13 protein-coding genes are annotated in these 16767 nt (G+C 32.6%); 8 read left to right on the top strand and 5 right to left on the bottom strand.

The annotated features are described in order from the left end of the window. Positions 1–6: 6 nt before the first annotated feature. Genes AC1RRQ_RS00340 through AC1RRQ_RS00330 form a run of 3 tightly spaced genes read right to left on the bottom strand, consistent with a single transcriptional unit; the run spans position 7 to position 2294 of the window. Positions 7–1407, bottom strand: a complete 1401-nt coding sequence (locus AC1RRQ_RS00340) for a GspE/PulE family protein (RefSeq protein WP_493020306.1) — start codon at positions 1405–1407, stop codon at positions 7–9. Continuing rightward, entirely contained in the window at positions 1408–1884 is a 477-nt protein-coding gene (locus tag AC1RRQ_RS00335; RefSeq protein WP_493020304.1) for a hypothetical protein, read from the bottom strand. Continuing rightward, complete coding sequence (locus tag AC1RRQ_RS00330) at positions 1884–2294, bottom strand: prepilin-type N-terminal cleavage/methylation domain-containing protein (protein ID WP_274252658.1); 411 nt, start codon at positions 2292–2294, stop codon at positions 1884–1886. The genes AC1RRQ_RS00335 and AC1RRQ_RS00330 overlap by 1 nt, the downstream gene beginning before the upstream one ends. 364 nt (positions 2295–2658) lie before the next feature. On the opposite strand from AC1RRQ_RS00330, the gene AC1RRQ_RS00325 reads away from it, so the two are divergent. The 5 genes from AC1RRQ_RS00325 (at position 2659) to AC1RRQ_RS00305 (ending at position 12076) form a co-directional block, all read left to right on the top strand. Continuing rightward, the gene (locus tag AC1RRQ_RS00325) at positions 2659–5691 is read left to right on the top strand and encodes a hypothetical protein (protein ID WP_493020302.1); all 3033 of its coding nucleotides are present in this window, start codon (positions 2659–2661) and stop codon (positions 5689–5691) included. Between the two features lie 12 nt (positions 5692–5703). After that, positions 5704–9312: a DUF6443 domain-containing protein gene (locus tag AC1RRQ_RS00320; protein ID WP_493020300.1), complete on the top strand. Its 3609-nt coding sequence runs from the start codon at positions 5704–5706 to the stop codon at positions 9310–9312. Positions 9313–9321: 9 nt separating this feature from the next. Further along, the gene (locus AC1RRQ_RS00315) at positions 9322–10194 is read left to right on the top strand and encodes an ankyrin repeat domain-containing protein (protein WP_493020298.1); all 873 of its coding nucleotides are present in this window, start codon (positions 9322–9324) and stop codon (positions 10192–10194) included. A 273-nt stretch (positions 10195–10467) separates the two neighbouring features. After that, entirely contained in the window at positions 10468–11124 is a 657-nt protein-coding gene (locus tag AC1RRQ_RS00310) for a hypothetical protein (RefSeq protein WP_493020296.1), read from the top strand. Positions 11125–11194: 70 nt separating this feature from the next. Continuing rightward, entirely contained in the window at positions 11195–12076 is an 882-nt protein-coding gene (locus AC1RRQ_RS00305; protein ID WP_493020294.1) for an ankyrin repeat domain-containing protein, read from the top strand. Positions 12077–12221: 145 nt separating this feature from the next. On the opposite strand, the gene AC1RRQ_RS00300 is transcribed toward AC1RRQ_RS00305, so the two are convergent. Both AC1RRQ_RS00300 and AC1RRQ_RS00295 read right to left on the bottom strand, forming a co-directional pair. Then, the gene (locus AC1RRQ_RS00300) at positions 12222–13070 is read right to left on the bottom strand and encodes a hypothetical protein (RefSeq protein ID WP_493020292.1); all 849 of its coding nucleotides are present in this window, start codon (positions 13068–13070) and stop codon (positions 12222–12224) included. Between the two features lie 63 nt (positions 13071–13133). Continuing rightward, positions 13134–14135, bottom strand: coding sequence for a hypothetical protein (locus tag AC1RRQ_RS00295; RefSeq protein WP_493020290.1), 1002 nt, complete (start codon positions 14133–14135; stop codon positions 13134–13136). 203 nt (positions 14136–14338) lie between these two features. Here AC1RRQ_RS00295 and AC1RRQ_RS00290 point away from each other — a divergent pair, with 203 nt between their 5' ends. Genes AC1RRQ_RS00290 through AC1RRQ_RS00280 form a run of 3 tightly spaced genes read left to right on the top strand, consistent with a single transcriptional unit; the run spans position 14339 to position 16766 of the window. Continuing rightward, a complete protein-coding gene (locus tag AC1RRQ_RS00290) occupies positions 14339–15067 on the top strand; it encodes a hypothetical protein (RefSeq protein ID WP_428231945.1) in 729 nt (242 codons plus the stop codon). Between the two features lie 53 nt (positions 15068–15120). Continuing rightward, positions 15121–16053, top strand: coding sequence for a hypothetical protein (locus tag AC1RRQ_RS00285; protein WP_493020288.1), 933 nt, complete (start codon positions 15121–15123; stop codon positions 16051–16053). 56 nt (positions 16054–16109) lie between these two features. Beyond that, the gene (locus AC1RRQ_RS00280) at positions 16110–16766 is read left to right on the top strand and encodes a hypothetical protein (RefSeq protein WP_493020286.1); all 657 of its coding nucleotides are present in this window, start codon (positions 16110–16112) and stop codon (positions 16764–16766) included. Position 16767 lies beyond the last annotated feature (1 nt).

Raw genomic sequence — 16767 nt, 5'->3', positions numbered from 1 at the left:
TTTGTTTTACAATAGTAATGAAAAAACTTCGTCGACCGAAGTAATTCCTTCTTTTATTAATAACAATGCGTTACGTTTTAGTGTAAAAATGTCTTTCTCTTCTAAGTAATCATTAATATCTAATTGATTGTTTTTTATCAAATTAGACAATTCTGAACCTATAGGCAGGATCTCATAAATGGCTTTTCTTCCGGAATAACCAGTATGATAACAGTGTTCACATCCTACGGCAATATGGTGCGAAGTTAAGTCATTTGGAATCTCAAAACCACTTGGAAAAATTTCCGGATTAATTGTTTCTTCTGTTTTACAAGAATTACAAAGTTTACGAACCAATCTTTGTGCAACGCTAATATTCAGCGTACTTGCAATTAAGAATGATGGTATGCCCATATCAATTAATCTTGAAACTGTTGCCCAAGCTGAATTTGTATGTATCGTAGACAAAACAAGATGCCCCGTTAAGGCAGCACGAATTGCCATATTAGCGGTATTAACATCACGTATCTCCCCTACCATTATAATATCGGGATCTTGTCGTAAAAAAGTCCTTAGAGTAGCTGCAAAATCAAGTCCGATATTTTCTTTTAACTGAACCTGATTGATTCCCTCTAATGTATATTCTATTGGATCTTCTACTGTTAGAATATTGGTGTTAGGAACGTTTAGCCTTTTTAAAGTAGCATACAAAGTGGTCGTTTTACCTGAACCGGTTGGCCCAGAAATAAGTACAATTCCATTTGGACGCTTTATATTTTCGAGATAGGCTGCTAGTTCTTTATCAGTAAAACCAAGAGAGTTAATATCAATATGACTCGTATCTTTACTTAAAATACGCAGTACTACTTTTTCGCCATGCAAAGTGGGTAAAACAGAAACACGAACATCAAAATCCTGATAATCTGTAACCATCGTAATACGTCCATCTTGAGGTAGTCTTTTTTCAGAAATATCAAGCTGTGCGCGAATCTTAATTTTATTTACAATAATTGGATATTCTTCTACCGAAATATGAAACTGTTCTTTTAACTTACCATCTAAGCGAAAACGAACTCTTGCATTTTTCTCATAAGGTTCAAAATGAATATCACTGCTTCCTATTTCTTTGGCATTCAAAACGATCTTCTCCAAAAAATCAGAAGTGTAATGAATCTCGGAAACGTTATTAGAAGTTTTTCTATAATTGGTACTTAAAAAACGGTTTACATTTTCTGTAGAATCGGTTTCTAGCTGAACCTGAAAACTAAGTAAAATACTTAATTCATTCTGCAGGCTTACAATATCAGACGCATCCGTTTTTAAGATGACAGTGTTCTGATCTTTTCCAACCGGAATTATCCTGTAATAATAAGCTTGTTCTGACTTTACAAGCTGCTGAAATTCTATTGGAATATCAAAATTCTCCATCTAATAAGCATATAAAAAAGCATTGTTAAAGCAAAACGAAACTGCATAAACAACACCAAAAAAAAGTGACATATAACCCGCTAAAGGAACCGTAGTCTGCTCTTTTTTATTATTTAAAACTATATGCAAAATCAAAGAAAATACAAGCGAAAAAACAAATAAAATAAGAAAGGAAACTATAGAAAAAGTGCCGGCTATAAAAAGAAAAAATAGAATATCTCCTATTCCAATTGTGTTTTTAAAATCTAAATTTCTGAATTTAATGTAAAGTGTGCTAACCAATAAAATTAAAACTACAAATAATAAATTAAATCCTAAGTTAGTCAGGGCAATTGAAACTGGTAAATTTTGTAATTGAATTGCAAATGCTAAAACACCTATAATTGGGTATAAAAACCAGTAAACCAAACGACTTTTAAAGTCTTGGTACAGTACAAAAGCAAATACAATTACTAATATTAATTTTAAATACCACATTAATCATTTGTAATTTGTTTTGGAACACCATTTTGATCTATTTCCCAAACATTAAAAACACCATTTCCATTAAAATCAGTAATGGCTGTTGCCTTTACTTTAAACTCATTATTGCTTGAGTGTACAATTTCATACACATAGTTGGCGCTTCCGTTTTCTTTTGTCGTTTTTGGTGCTTCAAAATCTATTTCGGTAAAATTAGGGCTGTATTTAGAGTACATAAAATAGTACTGTTTTTCAGCATTATAAATCGCCTTTAGCTGTACCTGAGCCTCTACACTTTTGGCTTTTGTAATTAACGGCATTAGGTTTGGCAAAGCAATTAAAAGCAATATTCCGATGATCGCAAGAACAATCAACATTTCCTGAAGATTGAAAGACGGCAGTTTTTTTAATAGATTTTTCTTCAAAACAAAATATAAATTAATTTTTACAAATATATCTTTTTTATCGAGAAAACAAAGAGGGTAAACATGAGAATTAATTTGTTAAGAAATATTTAGAAATACAAAATTAATCTAACATAAAAAGCAGTCGAAAAAGTCTAAATGATCAAATAGTTTAAAGACTCAAAATCTATTTTGTTTAACCAGACTGCGCTATATGGCTAAATTTCAATCAGATATCTTTATATGCCTAATAAGTAAAATATTACCTACAATTATTTTAAATTTTAATAGGTTTTTAGCTTAAAATATTAAATATTTGTAATAAAAAACTCATGTATACGATTTGCTGAAATTTACTTTTAGCAATATTTAAACAATAAAGAATATGATTTTAAAAAATAAAATAATAATCATTTTTTTAGCATTAGCTAATATTGTAAATTCTCAATCGAGCAACCCAATCCAGATTAAATCTCCTGAAACAAATTCTTTTGAAAAAGCAGGAAATGTTCCTATAAATCTTTATGCAGGATCTATTGATTTAAAAATTCCAATTTACAATATACAAGCGAAATTATTGAATATTCCAATAACGCTCTCATATGATTCCTCTGGTTTTGTACCTCATAAAAAAACAGATCTTACGGGCACTAATTGGTCTTTGATTGCAGGAGGAAAAATTTCTAGAAATATTAATGGAATTCCTGATGAATATGAAGGAAATCCTGGGTCTAATGCTCTGGGTCTTTTTTTTGGACTTGATCTGCACGGATTCTTAAAAGGCGTTCGAATAAAACCCTTTTCTAAAGAACAGGTTTATGATTTAAATAGCGGTGCAGGCTCTGGAGGACCCTATACTTGGAAATTAAGTTCTGATAGTAATGGGTATGAAGGAGAACCTGATTTATACAGTTTTAGTATTTTGGCGCTTAGAGGCAAATTTATGATAGGCAATGATGGTGTTGTAAAAGTTGAATCTAATGATCCAAACCTAAAAGTTGATATAACCGGATTAAAAACTTATGGAGGAGGTGGCTACTGTATTCCTCCTGATTCAGAAATTATACTAATAGACGGAAGCGGTAACAAATATTTTTTTGGAGGTGATTTCTCAAAATACGAAATAACATACAATCGAAATTCGCCTGGTTTAAGTAAAAATGGTTTTTCGGGCTTTCCAACCATAAACTCTTTCAATATTTCTAAGATTATAATGGCAAATAATGAAATTATAACCTTTGATTATTATAAAGATACTTTGGCAAGTAATTTTTGTCAGATGATGACCAGCTCCGCTAATTTAAAAGAAAACACAAAAGTTTTAAGTTTAGACAGCTATTTTCAAGAAGGTACAAGAATTGAGCAGGCCGTAAATTGTCCCGGAGGAATTTCAGCATGTCTTAATTCATCACAAGGAAGTCCAACCAGCAGCACTTCGTACACACTTTTAAAAAGATCCTTGCTGGAAAAAATAACATACAATAATATAAATATAGTATTTAATTATAAAGATCAGGGATATCCAATAAAGCATTTTGAGAGTTCTAACTTATATTTTAATGAATATCTTATCGATAATATTGAAATTAAGAATGGCTTATCACTTGTCAATAAATATTTGTTTGATTACAAAGACTTTGGAGGCACTAATAAAAGACCTTTTTTAACAGGTTTTGAAGAAGCAGATTCTAACAAAAAATATTCTTTTGAGTATAGTAAAACAGACAAACTGCCAACTTATTATACAACAGGTATTGATCATTGGGGGTTTTGGAATGGAAATGATTTAAACACTCAATATGCCCCATTTGACACTTATAATACAGCAACTGGAGATTATACATTAAACAATACGAGTCGAGATCCGAATTATTTGTATGGATCAGCTGGGTTATTAAATAAGATAATTTATCCAACAAAAGGATATACTATTTTTGAATATGAGCCTCAACTCTATAGTAAAAGAATTGAAAGGACTTCAAACAGTATGTTCTTACCTGTTTTAATGGATGCTCAAGGCCTTTGCGGCGGAGCCAGAATTTATAGACAATCTGATTATTCTGCTCAAGGTATTATTTCTAACCAAAAAGAATATCGATACAGTTCAGATATTTCCAATACAGTATCTTCTGGTATTTTATCGAACTGGCCTAGATATATTTATTACTTTGAATCCAGCTTTCCTGGTTTTACAGAGAAACTGTTTTTAAAATCCAGCAGTAATGTACAGCAAAACACACTAGACAGCTATAATGTGGGCTATTCTAAGGTATATGAAATAAATAAAGGAAATGGATACATTGAACATTCCTTTTACAATTATGCTAATACACCTGATATTGCTGCACCTTATACTAATAACTTGCGCAAATGGTCAAATGACAATATAACAGTAAGGGTTCCCGAAAATTTAGATAAAAATTTTAAAAACTTATATGGTTTAGATTACAGCTCTTTAAGAGGCTTAAAATTAAAAGAAAGTTTTATAGGCGAAGATGGTAAAAGCAAAAAAACTATTGAGTATCAATATAACGATCCTATTGATTATAATCCTAATTCAATGATCGACAACAATAACTATGTGTCCATAAACCACATGAGTGGAAGCTGGGTTCAGGGATATAAGAAATACTTCAACACATTCGAATTAAAGAGCAAAATTATTTCTGAAAATTTAAATGGTCAGGATCTAAAAACGGTATATAAATATTTATATACCAGTCCTAGTCATTTACAGTTAAGTTCACAAACAGCCAGTAACTCAAAAGATGACATTTTGGAAACCAAATTTTTCTATCCTCAGGATTTAGAAATGGTAAACAAACCTTTTAGAAGTGAATTAATTTCCAGCAACATAACGGGAATACCTTTAACAACGAAAAATTTTATATCCGGAACAAAGATAGCCGAACAAGAAACAGAGTATAAAAATGATATTACAACCAATAATTTATTACTTCCAAAATTTATCTATTCTAATAAAGGAGAAGGTATTATAAACTATAATATTGACAGAAAAATTACTTATGATAAATATGACAGCAAAGGTAATATTTTACAATACACTCCTGAAAGCGGCACTACTGTATCTATTATTTGGGGATACAATAAAAGTTTACCCATTGCAAAAATCGAAAATGCAAGCTATTTAGAAATTGCAAATGTATTAGGAATAACAACATCAGTTTTGAACACCTATACTGAAAATCAATTATCTCAAATTGATAATTTACGCACTTTATTACCCAATGCAATGGTTACTACATACACTCACATTCCTCTTATTGGAGTAAGTACTATTACCGATCCTAAAAGAGATAAAATAATGTATACATATGATAATGCTGGAAGACTTGAATTTGTAAAAGACAACAAAGGAAACATCCTTTCTGAGAACCAGTACAATTACAAACAATAAACCAAAAGCATCATGAAAAATATACTAAAACTTCTTTTGGTTTTGTTCCCTTTAATGGCAAACAGCCAAACACAGACTGAAAACTACATTAAAACAGTAAAATATAAGGTGCCCAGCACTGTAAAAATACCATCGCCTGCTGTTTCTCAGGCCGCACAGAATGTAACCTATTTTGACGGATTGGGAAGGCCGATCCAGCAGACAGCCTTCCAGCAGTCTAAATCCGGAAATGATATCATTACTCTTATTAAATATGACGGCTTTGGAAGACAGGCAGAAGATTATCTGCCTTTTAAATCCGCTAATACCAATATGGCTTTTGACCCAGGTGCAGAAGCAAATGCATTGTCTTATTATGCAAATCCAAATCCGGCTGTTAACGGAAATCCTGCCATGGAAGCCACAAACTATCCTTTCAGTAAAAAAGAATTTGAAACCTCTCCTCTTAACCGTGTCCTGAAACAGGCTGCTCCCGGAAACGACTGGAGACTGGGAAATGGACATGAAATAAAAATAGAGTATCAGGCCAATACTGCCGCAGATCAGGTTAAATTGTTCTCTGCCAATACCAATTGGGATGCTTCATTGGGACTTTATACTGTTACCTTAATAAATAACGGATATTATAATAACAATGAACTCTACAAAACTGTCACTTATGATGAAAATACAGCTGCAGCTCCGACTGAAATCAACGGATCAACTGTAGAATTTAAAAACAAAGAAGGACAGGTTGTGCTTAAAAGAACCTACGATGCGCAGGCAAGGCATGATATTTACTATGTTTATGATATTTACGGAAATCTTACCTTTGTTATCCCGCCAAAAGCAGCTGATTTAATCGACGGTACAGCAAACCTGCAGGCAGATATAACCTCAACAGCGGTGGTAACTTCCGGAAATACACTACACTTAGCCGCTTCAAAGTCTGTTAAACTTCTGTCTGGTTTTCGCTCTCAAAAAGGAAGTCTTTTTTCGGCCGCTATTAGAACAGGAAACCAGAGAATTTTAGATGATTTATGTTATCAGTACAAATACGACAGCCGTAACCGTCTGGCAGAGAAAAAACTTCCCGGAAAACAATGGGAATTTATCGTGTATGATAAACTCGACAGACCTGTTGCCGCAGGACCTGCCAATTCTCCTTTCTCTGATTTAAGTTCTGTGGGATGGATTATAACCAAATACGATGCTTTTAACCGACCTGTTTATACCGGATGGTCAGCTTCTGCTCCTGCCTCTTCTGCCGGAAGATCCTCACTGCAGAACATACAGAACAGTCTTACCGTAATTAATGAAAGTAAAACAACCTCAGGCACCTTAGACGGAATCCCTGCTTATTATACCAATAATACAGAACCGAAAGCCTTTAAACTGCTTACGGTAAATTATTATGATAATTATACTTTCCCTAATTTATCAGCTATTCCTGTACTGGCGAGTGTAGAGGGACAGAATATCCTGAACACTTATCAGATTAAAGGACTTGCCTCTGCTTCCTGGACAAGGGTGCTTACCTCATCCTTAGAAACACTTGCAGAAACCACTGCTACATTCTATGAAGAGAATGCAAGACCAGTCAGAGTATATACCCTGAACCATTTGGGAGGTTATGCTTATAGCGACAGCAAACTCGATTTTACAGGAAAACCAGAGTACAGCATCACCAGACACAAAAGAACAGCATCTGATGCCGAGCTTATAACTAAAGACGGATTTACCTACTCAGCTCAGGATAGATTAATGACTCAGACCCACCAGATAAACAACGGACCCGTTGAGGTTATTGCCAACAATGATTATGACGAGCTGGGACAGCTTATTTCTAAAAAAGTTGGAAATAATACTCAGAACATTAACTACACCTACAACATTAGAGGATGGCTTACTGCAATTAATGATGTCGGTGCACTTTCTAAACCAGGCGACCCGAAAGATTTGTTTGCCTTTAAAATTAATTATAACCTTCCCTCCTCTTTCAGCGGGGCAGACAAACTCTATAACGGAAATATCTCTGAGACCCAGTGGGCGACTAATTCAGACAACGGAATTGTAAGATCCTATGGTTATAAATACGATAATCTCAACCGTTTAAAAGAAAGTATTTCTGCAAAAAGCGGAGTGGTAAACAATGCTTACAACGAGACTTTGTGGTACGATAAAAACGGAAACATTACAGGTCTTACCCGTAACGGAGAAAGCGAAACTGCTCAGCAGATTGATAATCTGGCTTATACTTATGCTAATGACAACAAAAGCAACCAGCTGATAAAAGTAATCGACAGCAGTAACAAAACACTGGGCTTTATAGATAATGCCCAGACAACTGACGCTTATACTTATGACCTTAACGGAAATATGATCTCTGATGCCAATAAAAGCATCACTTCTATTACCTACAATCATTTAAACCTGCCTCTTAAAGTAACCTTTGCCTCAGCTGGAAATATTGTTTACATTTACAATGCGCAGGGACAAAAAGTACAGAAAATTGTAAACCGTAACGGTACAGCATCTGTTACAACAGATTATCTGGGAGGATATCAATACGAGAACAGCTCTTTGAAGTTCTTCCCAACAGCCGAAGGTTATGTGGAATCTTCAAGCGGTTCTTATAAATATGTTTATCAGTACAAGGATCATCTGGGTAATATCCGACTGAGTTATGACAAAAACTTAATCATTCAGGAAGAAAACAATTATTATGCTTTTGGTTTAAAACATATAGGTTATAACGGAGTTAAAATTGGTGTAGAGAATAAATATAAGTACAACGGAAAGGAATTACAAGATGAGCTGGGGCTTAACTTTTATGACTATGGAGCTAGGAATTATGACCCTGCACTTGGGCGTTGGATGAATATTGATCCCCTGGCAGAGAAAAGTCGAAGATTTAATCCGTATACGTATGCTCTTGATAATCCTGTCTATTTCATTGACCCTGATGGAATGTATGCAATACCATCACCATTAGAAGCAGCTATTATGTCAAAGCATGTGTATGGTGATGATGTTAAATTAATAGGTGGTTGGAAAGTTTCTAACAAAGGAAATGGACTAGCATTAAATAATGACAGAACAGGATTCAAATCTCAGGTTTATGAGCGAACAGTTAAAGGTAAAACAGAATACACTTATGCCACTGCGGGTACGGAGGACATGAAAGATACTAAACAAGATGTAAAACAGATATTTGGCAAGTCAGAACAATATAGTGAATCTGTTGTAGTTGCAGGAAAATTAAAAGATAAAATTGGCAATGCTGAATTAACTTATACAGGACATTCTCTAGGGGGAGGGTTAGCTGAAGCAAATTCAATTGCAACAGGCGATAATGCCGTTACTTTTAATGCAGCGGGATTATCTGTATTTTCACCAGGTGGGCTACAAAAGTCAGACAAAACAGATGCATATATCGTTACAACCGATCCACTTAATGCCTTACAAGGGGGGACTGGATTACCAACTGCTGGAGGGAAAAAGCATTTCATTGAGCCAGGAAGTACTCAAGGAGCCGCTAATGGTCATAGCATTGATTCAGTTATAGAAGGCTTAAAAACACAATCTATTGGAGGATTTGTTAAAAATTCAGTATCAAATTGGTGGAACAAGTATAAATAATTTAAAATTATGAAAAAACTAATTATATATCTTGTCACGATATTTTCGTTTATTAGCTGCAATAACAGAGAAAACATTGTTGATAAACAAAGATTATTGGGTGATGATTATCGACTGTTTCAAAAAACTCCCGCTTGGGAATTAGCAAAAGCAGTTGAAGATGAAGACACTATCAAAATAAAAGAAATTCTCAAAAATAAGAAGAGTGATATTGATTTTAAAGAGCCTAAATTCGGCAGTACATTGTTAATGCTATCTATAATTAATAGTCAATATGTAAGTGCCAGAACATTATTGCAAATGGGAGCGAATCCAAATGTTCAAGATTCATATAGAAAGACCTCTTCAGTGATTTTTGCCGCTAGCAATGATGATCCTAAATATCTTGAACTAATTCTCGAATATAAAGGAAATGCTAATGCAATTGAAACTGCCCCTTTTAAAGAAGGTGATGAAGCTAGGAAAACAGCTTTGCTGGCAGCAATTAATTTTTTAGACCCAAATAGTCTGAGGAAAGTTAAGCTTCTAGTTGAATCTGGTGCAAATGTAAATTATCATAATCCAGGACATACAGATTTACCTCTTTCAGAAGCGATTACAGCTAGAAAAATGGATGTTGTATTATATCTTTTACAAAACGGAGCAGATAGTAATTTAATCATGTATGAAATGATAGATGGGCATAAAGTCTATATTTTAGAAGCATTACGAAAATGTATAATTGACCTAAATTCTGAGCAGTATAAAAGTAAGCTCGGAGTAATAAAATTTTTGAAAGAAAAAGGTTTGGATTACAGTAAAGAGCCTATACCTGATTATATATTGGCAAAAATTAAAGAGAAATATCCAAATGATTGGAAGGATTATGTTAAAAAATATTAGCTCTCTCCCTCAAAAGAATCCTTTCGTTTGGTTGATAGCAGAAAAGCATATAAAGAAAGCCTTGCAGAGATGCGAGGTTTTTTTTGTCTTATAGCTTTTTAAATAAGTCTTTTAGAGGTTATTTATGCATTTGTTATTTGATAAGTTTGAAACAAACCTAATGAGAAATGATAGAGATAACATTGATTTTGTAAATATAAAAAGATTTATGCGGAAACTAGGAATATATAGTTGGAATGGCACTAGCTGAGTAAAACAATAAGTAAGTAAATCATGAAAACAAAGTCAGTAATATATGTTATCGGTTTAATCATTATTATTTCAGTTTTAATATATTTTAAAAACATATTCGGATGGCTAGAACTTAGAAGTAATAATTATACTAAGAAAGAATTTAAATCATTGGTGCAAGTTTCTAAAGATCAGTACTCAAAAGACAGTTTACTTCTTGTGTCAATAATTAGCGACAAAATAAAAAATCACAAGGAGCCATACAGCAATGCCATTGTGATAAATAGGAATAGTAATTTTATAAATGATAGTTTGACTAGAATACATATTGACAGTATTTTTTATAGCCCAAATTTTAATAAAATTGCCTTTTTAGTTATTGTTGAAAACGATAATAAAAAATTATATAAAGGAATAGCAAAAAAAGAAGCAAGCAATTTAGAAAAATATGGTAATTTACCATATGAAGGTTCCCATTTTGATGGTAATGGTTTTATAGGACAGAAAACAGGAAATAGTTTTGATGTCTATTTTTATAAGTATTCATTCACTAATTCAAAAAGCTATAAGCAAAATTCAACACTGTTAAGAGAAGCAACTTTAAATCGTTTAGAAAAAAATAATAAAAAAAGAGACATTAATTTTGATGATATTCGTTTTTGGAATAGTAAAGATTGGCAATTGCTTTTATCTAATTAAATATTACTCCGCTTCCCCGCTCCCGCACGAATCCTTTCTTGTGACGCATAGAATATCGACAAAGCAGATTATGAAAAAACTAATTATATACCTTATCACGATATTTTCGTTTATTAGTTGCAATAACAGAGAAAACATTGTTGATAAAAAAAGATTATTGGGAAATGATTATCGATTGTTTCAAAAAACTCCCGCTTGGGAATTAGCAAAAGCAGTTGAAGATGAAGATAATGTCAAAATGAAAGCGATTCTAAGCAATAAGAAAGTTGATATTGATTTTAAAGAGCCTAAATTTGGAGGCACCTTGTTATCTCTATCTATAATGAATAGTCAATATCAAAGCGCCAAAACATTACTGAAATTAGGTGCTAATCCAAATGTTGCGGACTCATATAGAGGTGAAACGGCTGTTATCAATGCTGCCAGTAATGATAACCCACAATATCTCGAATTAGTTCTAAAATACAAAGGAAATCCTAATGCTGTTGAAAATGCTGCGTTTAAAGAGAATGACCAAGTTAGAAATACAGCTTTATTAGCCGCTATTAATCTTGTAGACCCAAACAGCCTGAAGAAAGTTAAACTATTAGTTGAAGCTGGTGCAGATATTAATTATTATAAAAAAAGCCCTGGAGTAATCACAAATCTACCAATTGCAGAAGCAATTACAGCTAGAAAAATGGATGTTGCTGTATATCTTTTACAAAACGGTGCTGATTTTAATTTAAGTTTATATAAAACCGTAGATGAAAAAGAGGTTTACATTCTAGAAGCACTACGAAAATGTATAATTGACCTAAATTCTGAGCAGTATAAAAGTAAGCTCGAAGTAATAAAATTTTTGAAAGAAAAAGGTTTGGATTACAGCAAAGAGCCTATGCCTGATTATATACTGGAAAAAATTAAAGAGAAATATCCAAATGATTGGAAGGATTATGTTAAAAAATATTAGTTCTCCCCCCAAAAAGAATCCTTTCGAGTTAATAATATATATAAAATTAAAGAATAAAAAGGGAAGAACCTCGCAATAATGCGAGGTTTTTGACATCTAACCTTTATAAATCGACTTTTTTAGAAATGTAATCTAAATATTACAATTACTTTTTCTCCAATCTTTCGACTTTCGAAACTAATACGTTATTCTCTTTAAGAAGCTTATCATTACTATCCTGAAGATCATTTACTTTTTTATTTACCTCAATCATATACAAAGTAAGTTCCTCTATTTTCTGCAATAGCTTTGAGTTCATTTCTCCTAAAGAAATTCCATTTTTTAGAACTTCTTCTTCGCTTGGGATATTTTCTAAGTGTCCTTTTTCAATAATATGTTTTTCGACTTCTTGAAGAGTAGGCAAATTATATTCTTTTTTGAAAACATAATCTGGCCAGCCAGTTACATCCACTTTTACTTCTTTAGAGTGTACAGTTCCATTTACTGCAAGAGCACTATCTGGTGTATTTGTACCAATCCCTACCCTATCTTGCATAATACTCATATATTGACGTGTCCCTGAAAATACAACTGTTTCTAATGCACTTACTGTTGTTCCGGTTTTCAATGTGTTAGCATAAGTCGAATCTGCTAAAACACCTTCTATTTTTATAACCAAAAAATTACTTGTAGTTACTAAATGATAGATTGGTATACTATTAGTATCCTTATTAAAATCACCTATATACCACTGACTTGCGACTGCCCCAAATGCATCAGCAACTTCTGTTTTCTGATTAAAATATCCACCATTGGGATTATGGCCAATTTGATATCGCTTTGTAAGTTTTCCTGGGCTGAATTGCGAATTGTAAAAAGAGGTAACTGTCACTTCTATCCATCCCCAGATAGGAACATTCGGAAATTGAATATTTACTGCCTGATTTGCAGTCCCATTTGGAAACATTGGAGTTGTGAGCGTAAAATCAAAATTATTACCTGTTTGTGAATACAATGAAAAATTTAAAAACAATGTAATAAGAATTACCTAAAATCTTTTTTCTAGTCTTATGCATTTTTATTTTGTTTTTAATTTTTGAATCTCATTTTGCAATTCCTCAACTTTAATAGAAATCGCAGCATTACTTTTTTCTAGATTTTTTAAAACCTCGATTTCTTTATTCTGATGAATAATATAAAGTGTAAGTTCCTCTATTTTCTGCAATAGCTTTGAATTCATTTCTCCTAAAGAAATTCCATTTTTTAGAACTTCTTCTTCATTTGGGATATTTTCTAAGTGGCCTTTTTCAATAATGTGTTTTTCGACTTCTTGAAGTGTTGGTAAACTATATTCTTTTTTGAAAACAAAATCAGACCATTTTTCCACATCAACTTTCACTTCTCTAGCATGGATTGTTCCGTTTACATCTAATTTGTTATTTGGTTTTGCTATTCCTATACCTACATTTCCGGTATTAAATACTAAATCAGATCCGTTATTCTGCCAGTTACCTTGAGCAGTCGCTAGTAAGCCTGCATAAGGATAAGTTGCTTCCGGATGTATAAAAAACAATTCAGAAATCCCAACTGTTCCATTTCCTCCATTATAATCTTGACCGCTGTAAAATGTAAATTTTAATTTAGTATAACTTCCGCCAACCGGAATTCTAACCGAAAAATTAAAACCTGCATAATCAACAGTTGAATAATCTGCTATAATTCTCCATGTGTTGGCAGAATTGTATTCATCATAACCTTCTATCTTAAACCGAGTCGCCGGAAGATATCGCGTTGTCCATCCAACCCACGCTCCTGCTTGAGTATGCAGTGCTGATAAACCTTCAATCAAAATAACAGAAGGATTACTAGGAGTAACACCAGAAATATAGTAAGGATTCATACCTCCGTCAAAAAATGTTGGAAGATGAACCGTTGGTCCTTGTTGTGTTACTGTATAACGTGTAGTAGCATTAAATAAAGTGTTATGCTCCCAGCCTACTGGAGTTAAGTTCGTTGAAAACGTTTGACCGTTTGTAATCTGACATAACAAAAATGCAAAAAAGAGTATTGTTTTTTTCATAATTAGGTTTTAAAAATAGAATTCAAATATAAGATATTACTTAACAATAGATTGTTTTTCTGTTGAAATAAAAGATTTTTTTTAACAATATATTACATCCATTTTACTAGATTTGTTAAATTAATGATAATAGAAATAATCTGTCAAAATTCATTTTTAATTGTTATTAAAATTCACATCTTTCATTTATAAAACATCGCATTATGTTAAAAAAAATTGTTGTCTTGATAGTCTTAATCTGCAGTGCATGCCAGACAACCAAAATAAAAAATGACAACTACAAATTCTCTTCTTCAGTAGTAGAACTGGGGAGTATCGGGACATCTAAACTATCATACAATCTAAATACATTTGAAACAAAAGGACTTCCTAAACTGGAAAATAATATTAGAGTAGAAATTGGGGTTGTGCCTTACAACAAAAAACTAAATAAGATTTATAAATCAAAAGCCAAATACAATCAAAACCAAACTAAGGTTGCTTTTATAGACAGTCTTCCAATTAAGCCAGAATTGGTAACGATTAAAATTTTGGATGTCGCAGGTCTTGTTCAGGAAATAAACGCCGATTATAATGCGTCTCTTTTAAAACTATTAACAGACACTCAGGGGTTAAAAATAATCTCAAGTCTTGCTGTCAGTTTATCTAATGAAGAAATTGCTAAAATACGACAAGCCGATGCTTATTATTTAACCAATAATCAATACAAAAAATATACAATTGCTTTGTTTAAAAGTGGAAAAAAAACAGACAATATTGATATAAACCCAGAAACAATTGTGGCGTATCAGGTAAGCTCTTTTTGCTGGGTAAAATCAATTAAAGGCACTTGGAATATTGCCGATATAATAAACGAACAAAACAGCTGTACCGGAATAACAAAAAGTAAAGCAAACGAGAAAAAAAGCAATAAAGATTTGTTTGATATGTAATGGCTTCGGCATTTTGTTTTTAAAATTATAAATTAAGACTATTCTAAAAAATCATGAATAAAATTTCACTTAAGTATTTTTCCCTTTTCTTTCTTCTTTCTTTTTTTTCTTGTGAAGAAATACTAATGGTCGACGATATAACCAAAAAGGAAGTATCATTAACTGCTCCGGCAAACAATGCTATTCTATCAACATCGGGAGTTACATTTTCTTGGGAAACTGTTGAAGGTGCAGATAAATATCAGCTTCAAATTGCAATTCCAAGTTTTGAAGCCGCAAGGCAGATCATCCTTGACACCGTAGTTTCAAAAAACTCTTATACACAGCAGTTAAATATTGGAAAATACGAATGGAGAATAAGAGCAATTAATAGTGCCTATGAAACCGTATATACTAAAAGAAGTTTTGAAATTTTAAATAATGATGATTTCCAAAACAATACTGTTGTATTATTAACTCCAAGTAACAATTTAATTACTAAAACGGCGTCACAAAAATTATCCTGGGATGCTATCATTGGAGCTACAAATTACCAGATTCAGGTTTTAGACGAAAACAACACCCTAGTAAAAGATCAAACTTCAGAAACAACACTTCTTAATTTTACTTTTGATGAAGGGAAATATACTTGGAAAGTACGAGCAAGTAATGGTACTGCGCAAACGCTTTATACTTCGAGATCAATTACAGTAGATACTAAAGTTCCAAATACACCTACTCTATCTAGTCCTTTAAATGCCAGCACTACAACTAACAAGAGTATAAATTTTGAATGGAGTAGAACTGCTGTTCCGGGAAGTGCCGAAAGAGACAGTATATATGTCTACAAAGAAAGTGCATTGACAAATTTAAGTTTTAAAGATCGAGGCACAAGCCCTTATAATAAAACCATGACTAACGGAACTTATTACTGGTTTGTAAGATCATTTGATGAAGCCGGAAACCAAAGTGCCAGAAGTACTGTTTTTAATTTTACTATAAATTAAAATCCTTTTAAGAAATCTCTTTTGTCTATTTAACCAACCCAAAAATTAAAATTTTTATGAAAAAAATAATTTCATTAGTTACCATTTTTCTTTGTATAAGTATTGGAGCGACTTCGCAAAATACAACTTTTAATAATGTTTCGATTGGTACTGACGCTCCTGGTTATGGTGTGAAAATTAAGGCCAATTTCCCTGGAGTAACTAGTGGCTGGGCAAGAGCTTTTTCAGTTTCAAATGAAACTGGTGATAAAAATTATATCGCATTAGGTTCATTTGGAGGCACTTCAAATGGCGTTAGTTCTATTAATTGCAGTTATATAGGAGTAGATTGGAATAATCAATATATGACATTTTTACCATCAGGAAATATAGGCATTGGTACAATGACCCCAGCTTCAAAACTTACCGTTGCAGGAACTATTGGTGCGCGTGAAGTAAAAGTAACAGTTGATGCCGGAGCTGATTTTGTTTTTGAAAACAACTACGATTTACCTTCTTTAGAATCTGTAGATAAATTCATTAAAGAAAATAAACATTTACCGGAAATTGCTTCTGCAAAAGAAATGCAAAAAGACGGCATTAATTTATCTGAAATGAATATCAAACTTTTACAAAAAGTGGAAGAGCTAACGCTATATATTATTGATATGAAAAAGGAGAATGAAAAACAAAACGATAAAATATTGGCTCTTGAAAAGAAATTAAAAAAGTAAA

This window comes from Flavobacterium sp. GW821-FHT12A05 (genome assembly GCF_058807735.1).
The sequence above is the reverse complement of the archived record's forward strand: the minus strand, read 5'-3'. Positions and strand labels throughout refer to the sequence as shown.

What these genes read in the sequence shown, in the direction of transcription:
- AC1RRQ_RS00340 (WP_493020306.1), bottom strand. Translation starts at nt 1,407, where the DNA reads ATGGAGAATTTTGATATTCCAATAGAATTTCAGCAGCTTGTAAAGTCA.
- AC1RRQ_RS00335 (WP_493020304.1), bottom strand. Translation starts at nt 1,884, where the DNA reads ATGTGGTATTTAAAATTAATATTAGTAATTGTATTTGCTTTTGTACTG.
- AC1RRQ_RS00325 (WP_493020302.1), top strand. Translation starts at nt 2,659, where the DNA reads ATGATTTTAAAAAATAAAATAATAATCATTTTTTTAGCATTAGCTAAT.
- AC1RRQ_RS00320 (WP_493020300.1), top strand. Translation starts at nt 5,704, where the DNA reads ATGAAAAATATACTAAAACTTCTTTTGGTTTTGTTCCCTTTAATGGCA.
- AC1RRQ_RS00315 (WP_493020298.1), top strand. Translation starts at nt 9,322, where the DNA reads ATGAAAAAACTAATTATATATCTTGTCACGATATTTTCGTTTATTAGC.
- AC1RRQ_RS00310 (WP_493020296.1), top strand. Translation starts at nt 10,468, where the DNA reads ATGAAAACAAAGTCAGTAATATATGTTATCGGTTTAATCATTATTATT.
- AC1RRQ_RS00305 (WP_493020294.1), top strand. Translation starts at nt 11,195, where the DNA reads ATGAAAAAACTAATTATATACCTTATCACGATATTTTCGTTTATTAGT.
- AC1RRQ_RS00295 (WP_493020290.1), bottom strand. Translation starts at nt 14,135, where the DNA reads ATGAAAAAAACAATACTCTTTTTTGCATTTTTGTTATGTCAGATTACA.
- AC1RRQ_RS00290 (WP_428231945.1), top strand. Translation starts at nt 14,339, where the DNA reads ATGTTAAAAAAAATTGTTGTCTTGATAGTCTTAATCTGCAGTGCATGC.
- AC1RRQ_RS00285 (WP_493020288.1), top strand. Translation starts at nt 15,121, where the DNA reads ATGAATAAAATTTCACTTAAGTATTTTTCCCTTTTCTTTCTTCTTTCT.
- AC1RRQ_RS00280 (WP_493020286.1), top strand. Translation starts at nt 16,110, where the DNA reads ATGAAAAAAATAATTTCATTAGTTACCATTTTTCTTTGTATAAGTATT.